Here is a 16,737-nt window from a genome sequence, read left to right as displayed (position 1 = left end):
AACGCCTGTTCACTGAACTTTCCGTGACAGTTGCACTACACCATCTCGCGCGAGGTCTTCTGCGTCCATGAGCTACAACGGCCTGCTCGACCTGACGGTCTGGCAACTGGTGCTGGTCACCCTGGTGCTCACCCACCTGACCATCGTCAGTGTCACCGTCTACCTGCACCGCTACTCCGCCCACCGCTCGCTGGAGCTGCACCCCGCGCTCAAGCACGCCTTCCGCTTCTGGCTGTGGCTGACTACGGCGATGAACACCCGCGAGTGGACTGCCATCCACCGCAAGCACCACGCCAAGTGCGAAACCTCGGACGATCCCCACAGCCCGGTGCACAAGGGGCTCGGTACCGTGATGCGTAAGGGCGCCGAGCTGTACAAGGCCGAGGCGAACAACGCCGAGACCCTGCGTATCTATGGCAAGAACTGCCCGGACGACTGGATCGAGCGCACGCTCTATTCCCGTCACCGCAACCTCGGCGTTGGCCTGATGCTGCTGATCGACCTCGCCCTGTTCGGCGCGCTGGGCCTGACCGTCTGGGCCGTCCAGATGATCTGGATTCCCTTCTGGGCCGCCGGGGTGGTCAATGGCCTGGGGCATGCCCTGGGCTATCGCAACTTCGAGTGCCGCGACGCCGCCACCAACCTGGTGCCCTGGGGCATCCTCATCGGTGGCGAAGAGCTGCACAACAACCACCACACCTATCCCAACTCGGCCAAGCTGTCGGTCAAGCGCTGGGAATTCGACATGGGCTGGGCCTGGATCAAGCTGTTCACCTGGCTGCGCCTGGCCAAGGTCAACCGCATCGCGCCCATCGCCCATCGCATCGAAGGCAAGGGCCAGCTGGACATGGATACCGCCATGGCCATCCTCAACAACCGCTTCCAGATCATGGCCCAGTACCGCAAGCAGGTGATCGGCCCGCTGCTGCGCCAGGAGCGCGGCAGTGCCGCGCCCTCCCAGCGCCCGCTGTTCCGGCGTGCCCGCGGCCTGCTGGCGCGTGAGACCAGTCTGCTCAAGGCGCGTCACCAGGTGCGCATCGACGAGCTGCTGGAACACAGCCAGGCCCTGAAGCTGATCTACGAGAAGCGCTTGGCGCTGCAGCAGATCTGGGCTCGCACCAGCGCCAACGGACACGACATGCTGGCAGCGACCCGCCAATGGATCGGCGAGGCCGAAGCCAGTGGTATCCAGTCCCTGCGCGAGTTCGCCGAACAGTTGAAGACCTATTCCCTGCGCCCGGCCGGCGCCGCCTGAGAAAGGCTTCACAAAAGCCCACCGAAGCGGTGGGCTGCATCACGCGGGAATTGAACCAGGCCCCTCCTGGCTGTCTCTAATGCCTTCAGGACCCCGCGTAGGCGCACTTGTATATGGACGAACAACCGCTGCTATCCGCTCTTCCCACCCCGGAAGAGAACCTTCTGGCTCTCCTGCATTCGCGGGCCGAGGCAGATCGCCTGCGTGATCGCGAGCAGCTGTTCAGCGCGCTCCTGGAAAGCGTCAACGCCGTGCTCTGGGCACTCGACTGGCGCACCCGCCAGATCATCTATGTCAGCCCCGCCTACGAACAGATCTTCGGCCGCTCCCAGTCGCTGGTACTGAGCGACTACAGCACCTGGCTCAACAACATCTATCCCGACGATCTCGAATACGCCCAGCGCACCCTGGAGCAGGTGATCGAGCAGGGCGCCATCGAATCGCGGGAGTACCGCATCATCCGCGCCGACGGCGAGATCCGCTGGCTCAGCGACAAATGCTTCGTCAGCCAGCGCAGCGAGGCCGGCATGCCGCTGCTGGTGGTCGGCATCGCCGAAGACATCACCGACAAGAAGCGCATGGAGGAAGAGCTCCAGCGCCTGGCCACCACCGATGTGCTGACCCGCAGCAGCAACCGCCGCCACTTCTTCGAGAGCGCCCAGCGCGCCTTCGAGTTCGCCCAGAGCGAAGGGGAGCCGCTGGCCTTCCTGTTGCTCGACATCGACGACTTCAAGAAGATCAATGATCGCTTCGGGCACCAGATGGGCGATCAAGTGTTACAGCGTGTTGCCGAGTGCGGCGCCCAGACCACGCGCCGCGGCGACCTGTTCGGCCGTATCGGTGGCGAGGAATTCGCGTTGTTGCTGCCGGGCTGCGACAGCGACCTGGCGCTGCAGATCGGCGGCCGCCTGCAGCGCGCCGTACGGCAACTCGCCGTCCCCACGGCCGACGGTCCGCTGAAGGTCACCATCAGCCAGGGAGCCACCGTCCTGCGCGACGGCGACGAGTCCCTGGATACGCTCTACGTAAGGGCCGACGAAGCCATGTACCGGGCCAAGCGCCAGGGCAAGGACCAGATCGTCCAGGGCTAGCGCAGCACTCGTTCAGCCTAGGGTGGGCAGGGCAGTCCTCAGCGCTGCCCTGCTATTGGTTTGGCTATGACGATCCTGCTGCCCTTGCCATCGGCCTTAGCGGGCGCTGGCCGGAAGTCCCTCTGGCTTGTCGGCAGTGCACTCGTGTCCTGTTGGCTTCGGGCCGCCGGCGCCTTTCGCGCGCTGCTATTGGCCCTGGTACTCCGCGTAGTCAGCTGCAAAGCATCCTCGCGGCGTGCCGCCGTTCAACCTCCCGCTATCAATCATCAAGCCAGAGTCCCCCCTGTAGCCCGGGCGGCGTTAGCCATACCTATTGGCAAGACTTTTCGCCCTGCCACTCTGCGCAGTGATCCTTCTCTGATGCAGACTTCCAGCTGCGAGTGCCGCGCCGGTCTTGGCGCCGCTGACGAGCACTATCCGCCAGCTTCGTAGCAAGAAATTACAACTCATTGATATATATGAGAATTCAAAAAAGTTATTAGCCTGAATGACGCCAAGACAGTCGCTTAGGACGCTATCAAAAATGCTGAAAGTGCCGGCCTAGAGCGGTAGCGGCTCGGGGTGGTTCGGCGGCTTGGCGGTGAAAGGACAGCCCTTTCAGCAGGGCTGGATGACCAAGGTTCCCGCCCGAGACGACCGACCAGCAAGAGGGGAAGACCACAGGGCGGGTTTTCATCCACGTATTGCTAGACGAAATGCTTTTTTGCAATTAGCTTTCGCAACGTGGAAGACGGCGGCAGGGGTCCTGTGCTGGAGGTCGCAACTCAAAAGTCGACCAGGCCCGGGAAATTCTCCAAATTGAAACAAAAGCCCTCTAGCTTTCCCTTCCGCACAGCCCGTCGGGCTCACCACCAGCAGGCGCTGACACCTCTGGTGGCTGCATAACAACGATTCACCCCTGGAGCACACATGGTCAAGAAGCCACTGGTGGTCGCGGTCTCCGCGGCCTGTCTGAACCTGTCCCTCATCGCCGCTTCGCACGCTGCCGGCTTCGTCGACGACAGCAAAGCCACCCTCAGTCTGCGTAACTTCTACATCAACACAGACAACCGCAACGGTACCGCCAATCCTTCTCGTGTGATGGATTGGGGTCAGGGCTTCATGCTCAACTACCAGTCGGGCTTCACCCAGGGCACCGTCGGCTTCGGCGTCGATGCGGTCGGCATGCTGGGCCTGCGTCTGGACAGCGGTGGCAAGGCCAACGGCACCAGCGGTGGCAGCGTGCAGAACGGCACCATGTTCCCGCGCGATACCGATAACAGCGCCGTTGATGAGTTCAGCAGCCTGGGCGCTACCGCCAAGATGAAGATCTCCGAAACCGAGTTCCGCTACGGCACCCTGATGCCCAAGCTGCCGGTGGTGGTCTCCAACGATGGCCGCCTGCTGCCGCAGACCTTCCAGGGTGCTCAAGTCACCTCCAAGGACATCAAGGACCTGACCCTGGTCGCTGGTCAGCTGGAGCGCGCCAAGAACCGTAACTCCACCGATGAAGACGATCTGTCCATCGCTGGCTCCAACGGTGCTGCGTCCGCCGCAGTGCGTCGCAACAGCGATCACTTCCGCTTCGTCGGCGGCGACTACAAGGTCACCAAAGACCTGACCCTGCAGTACTACTTCGGTCAGCTGGAAGACTTCTACAACCAGCATTTCCTGGGCCTGGTACACAACGTCAAGCTGGGCGACGGCACCTTCAAGACCGACCTGCGCTACTTCGATAGCAACAGCCAGGGCGAGAACCGCAAGGCCGACACCACTGGTGTCTACGTTTCCAGCGGCTACTACGGTGGTACCCGTACCACGGGTGAAATCGACAACCGCCTCTACAGCGGCCTGTTCACCTACTCTATCTACGGCCATACCTTCGGTCTGGGCTACCAGGGCAGCAACGGCAACAGTGCCTTCCCGTATCTGAACGAGAATGGCGGCGCTTCGACTTACGCCATCACCGATATCCAGATCAACAACTTCACCCGTTCCGGCGAAGACACCTGGCAGGCCCGCTACTCCTATGATTTCGCTCAGCTGGGCGTCAAGGGTCTGACCGCTGGCGTCATCTACCAACGCGGCGACAACATCCGTACCCGCACTGGGGATGCCATGGAATGGGAGCGCGACCTGACCGTCAGCTACGTGATCCCGGAAGGCCAGCTCAAGGGCCTGGGCTTCACCTGGCGTAACGCCATGCTGCGTTCGGACCTGCCGGCCGTTTCGCAGTCCGGTGTCCCCGGTCAGCGTGACGTCGACGAAAACCGTCTGATCGTCAGCTACACCCTGCCGCTGCTCTAAGTCGCGTCCAGGTCAAGAAAAAGCCCGTCGCGAGACGGGCTTTTTTTATGGTCGGAGAAAAGGCTCAGCGACCCGTTGGCTGCTGCTGGGTGATGCAGTGGATATTGCCACCGCCCAGGAGGATCTCGCGGCCGGGCACCTGGACCACCTCGTGCTCGGGGAAGCAGGCCTGCAGGGTGCGCAGGGCCTCGGCGTCCTCGGGGACGTCGAAGGTGGGGGCGATGATGGCGCCGTTGACGATCAGGAAGTTGACGTAGGAAGCCGCCAGGCGCTCACCGGCGTGGCGGGGCTGGGTGCCCAGGCAGGCATCAACGTCTCGGCATTCCTCTTCACGAGCGAACAGCGGGCCCGGGGTGACGATGCGGTGGACCTTGAAGGCACGGCCACGGGCATCGGTCTCGCGCTCCAGCACGGCCAGGGCCTCGCGGCAGCGGCTGTAGTTCGGGCCCGTTTCGTCATCGCACCAGCTCAGCAGCACCTCGCCCGGACGCACGTAGCAGCAGAAGTTGTCGACGTGGCCGTTGGTCTCGTCGTTGTAGAGGCCATGGGGCAACCAGATCACCTTGTCCACTGCCAGGTAGTCGCTCAGGTAGCGCTCGATCTGCTGGCGATCCAGGTGCGGATTGCGGTTGGCGTTGAGCAGGCATTCCTCGGTGGTGATCAGGGTGCCTTCGCCGTCGACATGGATGGAGCCGCCTTCGAGAACGAAGTCTGGCGTGCGGTAGCCCGGTAGGTTCTCGATGGCCAGGATCTTGCCGGCGACCTGGTCATCGCGCTGCCAGGGAAAGTAAAGGCCGCCGTCCAGGCCGCCCCAGGCATTGAAGCTCCAGTCGACGCCGCGTACGCCACCCTGGCCGTCGCTGACGAAGGTCGGGCCGGTATCGCGGCACCAGGCGTCGTCATTGCTGATCTCCACCACGCGAATGTTGGGATGCTGCAGGCGCGCGCGGGCGTTTTCGTACTGCTGCGCCGAGGCGCCTATGGTGACCGGCTCGAAGCGGGCGATGGCCTGGGCGACCGCGGTAAAGGCCGCCTGCGCCGGCTTGCCGCCGAGGCGCCAGTTGTCCGGCCGCTCGGGCCAGACCATCCAGATCTGGCGCTGCTCGGCCCATTCGGCGGGCATGTGGAAGCCGTCGGCACGCGGCGTGGTGAGGGTGGTCATGGCGAGGCTCTCCGTCCAGAGTCTTCGGGGCTGAAAGGGAAGGGGGCGGCCGGCGGCCTCGGGCGTGGCGACGCGGGAGGGCTGCGGCAGGTGCTGCATGAGTGATCCGAGAGGCGCAGTCTAACTTCATGGAGCCAGGAGCGTCAGGCGACAAGGCAGCCTTGGGGCGCCCAGGGCTCGGAGGAGACAACGACCGACCGGTGCGGAACCGGTCGGCCGGCCCTGCTTACACGGTATGCAGGTACCAGTTGTACTCGAGGTCGGAGATGGAGTGCTCGAACTCCTCCAGCTCGTGCTCCTTGCAGGCGACGAAGATGTCGATGTACTTGGGATCTATGTATTCCGCCATCACCGAGCTGTCGTCCAGGTAGCGCAGGGCATCGCGCAGGTTGTTCGGCAGGCTCTGCTCGTGCTGCTCGTAGGAGTTGCCCTCGGTGACCGGGCCGGGCTCGATCTGCCGGGTCAGGCCGTGGTGCACGCCGGCGAGAACCCCGGCCAGCAGCAGGTAGGGGTTGGCGTCGGCGCCCGCCACCCGATGCTCGATGCGGTGCGCTTCCGGCGTGCCGGTGGGAACGCGCAGGGCGGTGGTGCGGTTGTCCAGGCCCCAGCTCGGCGCATTGGGCACGAAGAACTGCGAGCCGAAGCGGCGATAGCTGTTCACGTTGGGGCAGAGGAAGGCCATGCAGGCGGGCAGGGTCTCGAGCACACCGCCGATGGCGTGACGCAATGCGGCGTTCTGCTCGGGATCCTCGCCGGCGAAGATGTTGTGGCCATCCTTGTCCAGCAGGGAGATATGCACGTGCAAACCATTGCCCGCCTGGCCCGGGTAGGGCTTGGCCATGAAGGTGGTGTCCATCTCATGGTCGTAGGCGACGTTCTTGATCAGGCGCTTGAGCAGCACGGCGTAGTCGCAGGCCTTGATCGGATCGGCGACGTGGTTGAGGTTGACCTCGAACTGGGCCGGCGCGGATTCGGCAACGATGGCGTCGGCCGGGATGCCCTGGGCACGGGCGCCGTCGATGATGTCCTGCAGGCAGTCGGCGTATTCGTCGAGGTCGTCCATGGAATAGACCTGGACCGACTGGGGCCGCTTGCCGGAGATGGGCGAGCGTGGCGGCTGCGGGCGGCCGTTGATGTTCTCCTGATCGATCAGATAGAACTCCAGCTCGAAGGCGGCGCAGACGGTGAGTCCGAGTTCGTCGAAACGCTGGACGACCTGGCGCAGGACCTCACGGGGGTCGGCGAAGAAGGGCTCGCCTTCCATCTCGTGCATGGTCATCAGCAGTTGCGCGGTGGGGCGCTTCTGCCAGGGCTCCATGGAGAGGGTGTCGGTGATGGGGAAGCAGACGCGGTCGGCGTCGCCGATGTCGAGGCCGAGACCGGTGCTTTCCACGGTGGAGCCGGTGATGTCGAGGGCGAACAGCGAAGCGGGGAGGTTGATTCCTTTCTCGAAGACTTTGGGCAGATTGTTGCGTTCGATGCGTTTGCCACGCACCACGCCATTCATATCCGCAATCAGAAGATCGACGAACTGGACCTCAGGGTGTTCCCTGAGGAAGTCGGTCGCTTCATCCAAACGAACGGCACGCGGGGGTACCGACATGATGAAACACCTTTGCTTTTGGCTGCGCTCGACAAAACGGTTAGCGCCTGATGCGCCTGTTTGCCCAGTGGGCCAACCGCAGTGAGGGCACGAGTGCCCGCTGTCGATCCGACAGCGACCTGAGAGGACGGTCTCGCCTGCGCTCCGACGCTTTGTCAGCGCCCCTGTTTAAAATATCAATCAGCGGAGTTACCACCCTGGAGTCAATCCGAAAGGCAGACCAAAGTCAACTGGAGGCAGCCGTGCTCGGGGGTGGTGCGCAGGCGCCTGTTTTTGGCGCATTTCGCCACCGCTGCAGACCGCCATTTCAGGGCGTCTGTGCAGAATCTCGAAACCTTTTGCCGGTGGTTGTGAAAAAAAACGAACAAGACTAGGCTCCAAGGAGTTTCGATCACCCCGGTGTCCCATGTCCGCGCTGCCGCTCATCGGTGTCACAGCCTGTACCAAGCAACTAGGTCTGCACCCCTTCCACATCGCCGGCGACAAGTATCTGCGCGCCGTGGTGGAGGGCGCCGAGGGCATGCCGCTGGTGATTCCCGCGCTGGCCGACCTGATCGCCACCGAGGTCCTGCTCGAGCGTCTCGATGGCCTGCTGTTCACCGGTTCTCCGTCCAATGTCGAGCCACGCCATTACCAGGGCGCACCCAGCGAACCCGGTACCCTGCACGATGCGGCGCGGGACGCCGTGACCCTGCCGCTGCTGCGCGCGGCGGTCGCCGCCGGCGTGCCGGTACTGGGTATCTGCCGCGGCTTCCAGGAGATGAACGTGGCCTTTGGCGGTAGCCTGCACCAGAAGGTGCATGAGGCCGGCCCCTTCATGGACCATCGCGAGCGTGGCGAAACCCTGGACGAGCACTATGGCCTGCACCACCCCGTCGAGGTGCAGCCGGGTGGCGTGTTCGAAGCGCTGGACCTACCGCCGCGCTTCGAGGTGAATTCCATCCATGGCCAGGGTATCGACCGTCTGGCTCCCGGCTTGCGCGCCGAGGCCCTGGCTCCCGATGGGCTGATCGAAGCCGTCTCGGTCCGCGAGGCCCGTACCTTCGCCTGCGGCGTGCAGTGGCACCCGGAGTGGAAGGTGCGCAGCCATCCCGTCTACCTCGCCCTATTCCAGGCGTTCGGCCGTGCCTGCAAGGAGCGCGCGGCCGGACGTTGATGCTGTTCACCCCGCTCGCACCTTCGAGGTCTTTATGAGCACCCCGCTTGACCGGCTGACCGCCTGGTTGAAAGAACGCAAGATCACCGAAGTGGAATGCCTGGTCGCCGACCTGACCGGCATCGCCCGCGGCAAGATTTCCCCCACCGCCAAGTTTCTCAACGAGAAGGGCATGCGCCTGCCGGAGAGCGTGCTCCTGCAGAGCGTGACCGGCGACTACGTCGACGACGACATCTACTACGAATTGCTCGATCCAGCCGACATCGACATGCACTGCCGGCCGGACGACCGCGCGGTGTTCCTGGTGCCCTGGGCGCTGGAGCCCACCGCCCTGGTGATCCACGACACCTACGACAAGCGCGGCATTCCCATCGAGCTGTCGCCGCGCAACCTGCTCAAGAAGGTGCTCAAGCTCTACGCCGAGCGCGGCTGGCAGCCCATCGTCGCGCCGGAGATGGAGTTCTACCTGACCAAGCGCAGCGATGACCCGGACTATCCCTTGCAGCCTCCGGTGGGCCGCTCGGGTCGCCAGGAGACCGGCCGCCAGTCCTTCTCCATCGACGCCGCCAACGAGTTCGATCCGCTGTTCGAGGACATGTACGACTGGTGCGAGGCCCAGGAGCTGGATCTGGATACCCTGATCCATGAGGAAGGCACCGCCCAGATGGAGATCAACTTCCGCCACGGCGATCCGCTGCACCTGGCCGACCAGATCTTCGTCTTCAAGCGCACCCTGCGCGAGGCGGCGCTCAAGCACGACGTCACCGCCACCTTCATGGCCAAGCCCATGACCGGCGAGCCCGGCAGCGCCATGCACCTGCACCAGAGCGTGGTGGATCTCAAGACCGGCAAGACGGTGTTTTCCAACCCCGACGGCAGCATGAGCGAGTTGTTCCTGCACCACATCGGCGGCTTGCAGAAGTACATCCCCGAGGCCTTGCCGCTGTTCGCGCCCAACGTCAATTCCTTCCGCCGCTTCCTGCCCGACACCTCGGCGCCGGTCAACGTGGAGTGGGGCGAGGAGAACCGCACCGTGGGTCTGCGGGTGCCGGATTCCGATCCGCAGAATCGCCGGGTGGAGAATCGCCTGGCCGGTGCCGATGCCAATCCCTACCTGGCGCTGGCGGCCAGCCTGCTGTGCGGCTACCTGGGCATGGTCGAGAACGTCTCGCCCAGCGCGCCAGTGCAGGGTCGTGGCTACGAGCGGCGCAACCTGCGCCTGCCGCTGACCCTGGAAGCGGCCCTGGAGCGCATGGAGCAATCCGCCACCCTGGAACGTTACCTGGGCGGTCGCTTCACCCGCGGCTACGTCGCGGTGAAGCGTGCCGAACACGAGAATTACAAGCGCGTGATCAGTTCCTGGGAGCGGGAGTTCCTGCTGCTCAGCGTCTGACGCACGATCCGAGGAGAGGCGAGTGACTACCTTTACCACTGCCCATTGGCAGGACCTGAGCCGCCGGCATCTGCTGGCGCCCTTCACCGATTATCGCCAGCTCAACGAAAAGGGCGCGCGGATCATCACCAAGGCCTCCGGCGTCCACCTCTGGGACAGCGATGGCCAGCGCATCCTCGACGGCATGGCCGGGCTGTGGTGCGTCAACGTGGGCTACGGCCGCGAGGAGCTGGTGGAGGCGGCCAGCCGCCAGATGCGCGAGTTGCCCTACTACAACCTGTTCTTCCAGACCGCCCACCCGCCGGCGCTGGAGCTGGCGAAGGCCATCGCCGAGCTGGCGCCGGAAGGCATGAACCACGTGTTCTTCACCGGTTCGGGCTCGGAGGCCAACGATACCGTGCTGCGCCTGGTGCGCCATTATTGGGCGACCAAGGGCCAGCCGGAGAAGCGGGTGGTCATCGGCCGCTGGAATGGCTACCACGGCTCGACCATGGCGGGCGCCAGCCTGGGCGGCATGGCGGCCATGCACGAGCAGGGTGGCCTGTTGCCCGACATCGTGCACATCCCGCAGCCCTACTGGTTCGGCGAAGGCGGCGAGAAGAGTCCAGAGGAATTCGGCATCTGGGCGGCCGATCAGCTGGAACGGAAGATCCTCGAGGTCGGCGAGGAACGCGTCGCCGCCTTCATCGCCGAGCCCATCCAGGGCGCCGGCGGGGTCATCATTCCGCCGGAAAGCTACTGGCCGCGGGTGCGCCAGATCCTCGACAAGTACGACATCCTCTTCATCGCCGACGAGGTCATCTGCGGCTTCGGTCGCACCGGCGAATGGTTCGGCAGCCAGTACTACGGCAATGCCCCGGACCTGATGCCCATCGCCAAGGGCCTCACCTCCGGCTACGTGCCCATGGGCGGCGTGGTGGTGCGTGACGAGGTGGTCAGGGTGCTCGACGAAGGCGGCGAGTTCTATCACGGCTTCACCTACTCCGGGCATCCGGTGGCCGCGGCCGTGGCCCTGGAGAACATCCGCATCCTGCGCGACGAGGGCATCGTCGAACGGGTCCGCAGCAGCACGGCACCCTATTTGCAGAAACGCTGGGCCGAGCTGGCCGACCATCCCCTGGTGGGCGAGACCCGCGGCGTGGGCATGCTGGCGGCGCTGGAGCTGGTGCGCGACAAGCAGACGCGGGCGCGCTACGAGGGTGGGGCCGGCATGCTCTGCCGCGAGCACTGCTTCCGCAATGGCCTGGTGATGCGGGCGGTGGGCGATACCATGATCATCGCCCCGCCGCTGGTCATCACCCCGGAATCCATCGACGAGCTGGTCACCCTGGCTCGCCGCAGCCTCGATCAGACCCTCGCGGTGCTGCGCGGACGCGGTTGATGGTCCGCCAGGCTTGAGCCCAGCGGCGGACCTTGCCAGACTGCGCGCGGGCGCTGGCCGCGCACCGATACGACAGACCAACGATGACTTGAGGAGCACCACCGCATGAACGTTTTTGGCAAGACTCTTCTAGCGCTGAGCCTGGCCGGCCTTTTCGCCGGTAACGCCTCGGCGGACCCCAAGGTCCTGCACGTCTACAACTGGAACGACTACATTGCCGAAGACACCATCGCCAACTTCGAGAAGGAGTCGGGGATCAAGGTGGTCTATGACGTCTACGACAGCAACGAGACCCTCGAGGCCAAGCTGCTCGCCGGGCGTTCCGGCTACGACGTGGTGGTGCCGTCCAACTCCTTCCTGGCCAAGCAGATCAAGGCCGGCGTCTACCAGCCGCTGGACAAGTCCAAGCTGTCCAACTACGGCAACCTGGATCCGCAGCTGATGAAGACCCTGGAAGTCAGCGACCCGGGCAACCAGTACGCCATTCCCTATCTGTGGGGCACCATCGGCATCGGCTACAACCCGGCCAAGGTCAAGGCGGCCCTGGGCGACAACGCCCCGGTGGATTCCTGGGACCTGATCTTCAAGCCGGAGAACCTCTCCAAGCTCAAGGGCTGCGGCGTCGCCGTGCTGGATTCGCCCACCGAGATCATCCCCGCCGGCCTGCACTACCTCGGCTACAAGCCGGACAGCCAGGATCCCAAGGAGATCAAGGCCGCCGAGGACCTGTTCCTCAAGGTGCGTCCGTACATCACCTATTTCCACAGCTCCAAGTACATCTCCGACCTGGCCAACGGCAACGTCTGCGTGGCCGTCGGCTACTCCGGCGACATCGCCCAGGCCAAGGCTCGCGCGGCCGACGCCAAGAACGGCGTGACCGTGGCCTACAACATTCCCAAGGAAGGCGCCGGCACCTTCTTCGACACCATGGCCATCCCGAAGGACGCCGAGAACCCCGAGGGGGCGCTCAAGTTCATCAACTACATCCTGGAACCCAAGGTGATCGCGGCGATCAGCGACTACGTGCAGTATCCCAACGGCAACAAGGCAGCGACCCCGCTGGTGGCCGAAGAGATCCGCAACAACCCGGGCATCTATCCGACCCAGGAAACCATGACCAAGCTGTACGCCTTCCCGGATCTTCCGGCCAAGACCCAGCGTCTGATGACTCGCACCTGGACCACCATCAAGTCCGGCAAGTGAAGTCCGCCGCCGCGTGCGGATGAAAGGACGGCACGCCGGAGCAGCTCCGGCGTGCCGTCCGTCTGTATGGACCGCTGAAAGGCCTCGGCCTCGATGCCCACCGACCAAGGAGCCGCCCGTGCTTTCGTTGCGTAAAACCCTGCTGGCCGTGACCACCCTGACCGTCATGGGCACCGCCGTCGCCGAGCCGACCGTGCGTGTCTACAACTGGAGCGACTACGTCGGCGAGACCACGCTGGAGGACTTCCAGAAGGCCACCGGCATCGCGCCGGTCTACGACGTCTTCGACTCCAACGAGACCCTCGAAGGCAAGCTGCTCGCCGGCCACACCGGCTACGACGTGGTGGTGCCCTCGAGCAACTTCCTCGCCAAGCAGATCAAGGCGGGCGCCTTCCAGAAACTGGACAGGAGTCAGCTACCGAACTGGCAGAACCTCGATCCGGCGCTGCTCAAGCAGCTGGAAAAGAGCGATCCGGGCAACCAATATGGTGTTCCCTACCTATGGGGCACCAACGGCATCGGGTACAATGTGGCCAAGGTCAAGGCTGCCCTGGGTACCGACAAGCTCGATTCCTGGGCCATCCTGTTCGAACCCGAGAACCTCAAGAAGCTGAGCAAGTGCGGTGTATCCTTCATGGATTCGCCCGATGAGGTTTACCCGGCGGTACTGCAATACCTGGGGCTCGACCCCAACAGCACCAATCCTGACGACTACAAGAAGGCCGAGGCCCAGCTGCTGAAGGTGCGGCCGTACATCACCTATTTCCATTCCTCCAAGTACATCTCGGACCTGGCCAACGGCAACATCTGCGTGGCCTTCGGCTATTCCGGCGATGTCTTCCAGGCGCGTGCGCGTGCCGAGGAAGCGAAGAAGGGCGTCAAGATCGGCTACGCGATTCCCAAGGAGGGCGCGAACCTCTGGTTCGACCTGCTGGCCATCCCCAAGGATGCGCAGAACGTGAAGGAGGCCCATGCCTTCATCAACTACCTGCTGCAGCCCGAGGTGATCGCCAAGGTCAGTGACTACGTCGGCTATGCCAACCCCAATCCCAAGGCGGGCGAGTTGATGAATGCCGAGTTGCGGCAGGACCAAACGGTCTATCCCCCGCAGGCGGTGATGGACAAGCTCTACGTCATGAAGGAACTGCCCCCGCAGATCCTGCGCCTGGAAACCCGCAGCTGGACGCGGGTCAAGTCCGGCAAGTAACCAACGCGAAGCGGACCGGCCGAGCCGGTCCCCGATTTTCCAGGGGAGATGTACATGGCGACTGCCACCAGTGCCTTCAAGAAAGCCGCCACCGGCGACAAGAAAGCCAAGGAAGTCCTGGTCAAGATCGACCGGGTCACCAAGAAGTTCGACGAAACCGTCGCGGTCGACGACGTCTCCCTGACCATCAACAAGGGCGAGATCTTCGCCCTGCTCGGCGGCTCGGGCTCGGGCAAGTCGACGCTGTTGCGCATGCTGGCTGGCTTCGAGCGGCCCAGCGAGGGCCGCATCTTCCTCGATGGCGTGGACATCACCGACATGCCGCCCTACGAGCGGCCGATCAACATGATGTTCCAGTCTTATGCGCTGTTCCCGCACATGAGCGTGGAGCAGAACATCGCCTTCGGCCTCAAGCAGGACAAGCTGCCCAAGGCCGAGATCGACGCCCGCGTGGCCGAGATGCTCAAGCTGGTGCACATGACCCAGTACGCCAAGCGCAAGCCGCACCAGCTCTCCGGCGGCCAGCGCCAGCGGGTGGCCCTGGCGCGCTCCCTGGCCAAGCGGCCCAAGCTGCTCTTGCTCGACGAGCCCATGGGCGCCCTGGACAAGAAGCTGCGCTCGCAGATGCAGCTGGAGCTGGTGGAGATCATCGAGCGCGTGGGCGTGACCTGCGTGATGGTGACCCACGACCAGGAGGAGGCCATGACCATGGCCGAGCGCATCGCCATCATGCACCTGGGCTGGATCGCCCAGGTGGGCAGCCCCATGGACATCTACGAGACCCCGGCGAGCCGGCTGGTCTGCGAGTTCATCGGCAGCGTGAACCTCTTCGATGGCGAGTTGACCGACGACGGCGCCGACCACGCCATCATCCACAGCCCCCAACTGGAACGACCGATCTACATCGGCCACGGCATCAGCACCCGGGCCCAGGAAAAGCAGATCACCTTCGCGCTGCGGCCGGAGAAGCTGCTGATGGGCACCAGCCTGCCGGCGGATCACGAACACCCCGACTACAACTGGTGCAGCGGCACCGTGCAGGACATCGCCTACCTGGGCGGTCACTCGGTGTATTACGTCAAGCTGGCGACCGGTCCCGTCGTCCAGTGCTTCATCGCCAACGCCGAGCGCCTCGGCAAGCGCCCCACCTGGGATGATGCCGTGGTGGTGTACTGGGAAGACGACAGCGGCGTGGTACTGCAAGCATGACCAGACCTCCCTTGCTCAAGCGCCTGCTCGATGGCCGCCGCCTGACCATCGGCGTGCCCTTCGTCTGGCTGTTCCTGTTCTTCCTGCTGCCGTTCCTGATCGTGCTCAAGATCAGTTTCTCGCTGGCGGACGTGGCCATCCCGCCCTACACAGAACTGTTCAGCTACGCCGACCAGCAACTGGACATCGCGCTCAACTTCGGCAACTACCTGATGTTCGCCGGCGATCCGCTGTATCTGGACGCCTATCTCGGCTCGCTGAAGATGGCCGGCATCAGCACCCTGGTCTGCCTGCTGATCGGCTACCCGATGGCCTACGCCATCGCCCGGGCCAGCCGCGAGAAGCAGACGGTGCTGCTGCTGCTGATCATGATGCCGACCTGGACCGCCATCCTCATCCGCGTCTATGCCTGGATGGGCTTGCTCTCCACCAACGGCCTGATCAACAGCTTCCTGATGAGCCTGGGAATCATCAGCAGTCCGCTGCAGATGCTCAATACCAACTTCGCGGTATACCTGGGGATCGTCTATTCCTACCTGCCGTTCATGATCCTGCCGCTGTTCGCCAACCTGGTGAAGCACGACCTGACCCTGCTGGAAGCCGCTGGCGACCTGGGCGCCAGTCGCTTCACCAGCTTCTGGAGGATCACCGTGCCGCTGTCGAAGAACGGCATCATCGCCGGCTGCATGCTGGTGTTCATTCCGGCGGTGGGCGAATTCGTCATTCCCGAACTGCTGGGTGGCCCTGAAACCCTGATGATCGGCCGCGTGCTCTGGCAGGAATTCTTCAACAACCGTGACTGGCCGGTGGCCTCGGCGCTGGCGGTGGTGATGCTGCTGATCCTCATCGTGCCCATCGTGCTGTTCAACCGCAATCAGGCCAAAGAGCTGGAGGGCAAGCTATGAGAGGCCTCAAGTTCACCAACCTGATGCTGGTGCTCGGACTGCTGTTCATCTACCTGCCGATGGTCATCCTGGTCATTTACTCCTTCAACGAGTCCCGCCTGGTGACCGTCTGGGGTGGCTGGTCGGTGAAGTGGTACGTCGGACTGCTGGACAACAGCCAGCTGATGAGCGCCGTGTTTCGCTCCCTGGAGATCGCCTTCTACACGGCCATCTCCTCGGTGATCCTCGGAACGCTGGCGGCCTTCGTGCTGACCCGCATCCCGCGCTTCCGCGGCCGCACCGTCTTTGGCGGCATGGTCACGGCGCCGCTGGTGATGCCCGAGGTGATCACCGGTCTGTCATTGCTGCTGCTGTTCGTCTCCATGGCCCAGCTGATCGGCTGGCCGCAGGATCGTGGCGTGGCGACCATCTGGATCGCCCACACCAGCTTCTGCTCGTCCTATGTGGCGGTGGTGGTGTCGGCGCGCCTGCGCGAGCTGGACCTCTCCATCGAAGAGGCGGCCATGGACCTGGGCGCACGGCCCTGGAAGGTGTTCCTGCTGATTACCATCCCCATGATCGCCCCCTCGCTGGCAGCCGGCGGCATGATGTCCTTCGCCCTGTCGCTGGACGACCTGGTGCTGGCGAGCTTCGTCTCCGGCCCCGGCTCGACCACCCTGCCGATGGAGGTGTTCTCGGCGGTGCGGCTCGGCGTGAAGCCGGAGATCAACGCCATCGCCAGCCTCATCCTGCTGGCGGTCTCGCTGTTCACCTTCTTCGCCTGGTACTTCACCCGGCGTGCCGAGAAAAAGCGTCTGCAGGGCCTGCAGGAAGCCATGGACGCCACGGCTTCCGAGATTACCGAGCGCGAACGCGAAACGGCGACCCTCACGGCGCCCCCCGCCAA

At 64.0% G+C, this 16,737-nt stretch carries 13 protein-coding genes; 11 read left to right on the top strand and 2 right to left on the bottom strand.

Going from position 1 to position 16,737, the window contains the following annotated elements:
• The first annotated feature begins 67 nt into the window (after nucleotides 1-67).
• The 3 genes from desA (at nucleotide 68) to ACYJP6_RS06855 (ending at nucleotide 4,632) form a co-directional block, all read left to right on the top strand.
• Complete coding sequence (gene desA / locus ACYJP6_RS06865) at nucleotides 68-1,255, top strand: delta-9 fatty acid desaturase DesA (protein ID WP_459474304.1); 1,188 nt, start codon at nucleotides 68-70, stop codon at nucleotides 1,253-1,255.
• Nucleotides 1,256-1,368: 113 nt separating this feature from the next.
• Nucleotides 1,369-2,346, top strand: coding sequence for a sensor domain-containing diguanylate cyclase (locus ACYJP6_RS06860; RefSeq protein WP_145006870.1), 978 nt, complete (start codon nucleotides 1,369-1,371; stop codon nucleotides 2,344-2,346).
• Nucleotides 2,347-3,255: 909 nt separating this feature from the next.
• Nucleotides 3,256-4,632, top strand: a complete 1,377-nt coding sequence (locus ACYJP6_RS06855; RefSeq protein ID WP_459474303.1) for an OprD family porin — start codon at nucleotides 3,256-3,258, stop codon at nucleotides 4,630-4,632.
• Between the two features lie 64 nt (nucleotides 4,633-4,696).
• Here the strand turns inward: ACYJP6_RS06855 and aguA are convergent, their stop codons facing one another.
• Both aguA and ACYJP6_RS06845 read right to left on the bottom strand, forming a co-directional pair.
• A complete protein-coding gene (gene aguA, locus ACYJP6_RS06850) occupies nucleotides 4,697-5,794 on the bottom strand; it encodes an agmatine deiminase (RefSeq protein WP_459474302.1) in 1,098 nt (365 codons plus the stop codon).
• Nucleotides 5,795-6,020: 226 nt separating this feature from the next.
• Entirely contained in the window at nucleotides 6,021-7,397 is a 1,377-nt protein-coding gene (locus ACYJP6_RS06845; RefSeq protein WP_145006875.1) for a glutamine synthetase family protein, read from the bottom strand.
• Nucleotides 7,398-7,803: 406 nt separating this feature from the next.
• On the opposite strand from ACYJP6_RS06845, the gene ACYJP6_RS06840 reads away from it, so the two are divergent.
• From ACYJP6_RS06840 to ACYJP6_RS06805, 8 genes are all read left to right on the top strand, one after another.
• Nucleotides 7,804-8,553, top strand: coding sequence for a gamma-glutamyl-gamma-aminobutyrate hydrolase family protein (locus ACYJP6_RS06840; RefSeq protein ID WP_459474301.1), 750 nt, complete (start codon nucleotides 7,804-7,806; stop codon nucleotides 8,551-8,553).
• A 34-nt stretch (nucleotides 8,554-8,587) separates the two neighbouring features.
• On the top strand, nucleotides 8,588-9,946 hold the full coding sequence (locus tag ACYJP6_RS06835; RefSeq protein ID WP_459474300.1) for a glutamine synthetase family protein: 1,359 nt from the start codon (nucleotides 8,588-8,590) through the stop codon (nucleotides 9,944-9,946).
• Nucleotides 9,947-9,968: 22 nt separating this feature from the next.
• Complete coding sequence (locus ACYJP6_RS06830) at nucleotides 9,969-11,327, top strand: aspartate aminotransferase family protein (protein ID WP_459474299.1); 1,359 nt, start codon at nucleotides 9,969-9,971, stop codon at nucleotides 11,325-11,327.
• Nucleotides 11,328-11,432: 105 nt separating this feature from the next.
• Entirely contained in the window at nucleotides 11,433-12,530 is a 1,098-nt protein-coding gene (locus ACYJP6_RS06825) for a polyamine ABC transporter substrate-binding protein (RefSeq protein WP_459474298.1), read from the top strand.
• Nucleotides 12,531-12,696: 166 nt separating this feature from the next.
• Nucleotides 12,697-13,737 (top strand): polyamine ABC transporter substrate-binding protein, encoded by a 1,041-nt coding sequence (locus tag ACYJP6_RS06820; RefSeq protein ID WP_459474804.1) that lies wholly within the window; start codon nucleotides 12,697-12,699, stop codon nucleotides 13,735-13,737.
• A 54-nt stretch (nucleotides 13,738-13,791) separates the two neighbouring features.
• Nucleotides 13,792-14,946: a polyamine ABC transporter ATP-binding protein gene (potA, locus tag ACYJP6_RS06815; RefSeq protein WP_145006888.1), complete on the top strand. Its 1,155-nt coding sequence runs from the start codon at nucleotides 13,792-13,794 to the stop codon at nucleotides 14,944-14,946.
• Nucleotides 14,943-15,851, top strand: coding sequence for an ABC transporter permease subunit (locus ACYJP6_RS06810; protein ID WP_459474297.1), 909 nt, complete (start codon nucleotides 14,943-14,945; stop codon nucleotides 15,849-15,851). The genes potA and ACYJP6_RS06810 overlap by 4 nt, the downstream gene beginning before the upstream one ends.
• Nucleotides 15,848-16,737 (top strand): ABC transporter permease subunit (locus ACYJP6_RS06805; RefSeq protein ID WP_459474296.1); only part of this gene is annotated, 890 nt, incomplete at its 3' end. The genes ACYJP6_RS06810 and ACYJP6_RS06805, both read left to right, overlap by 4 nt.

Source organism: Pseudomonas sp. No.117, assembly GCF_054558395.1.
Note: the sequence above shows the minus strand (reverse complement) of the source record. Positions and strands in the feature narration are given on the sequence as shown.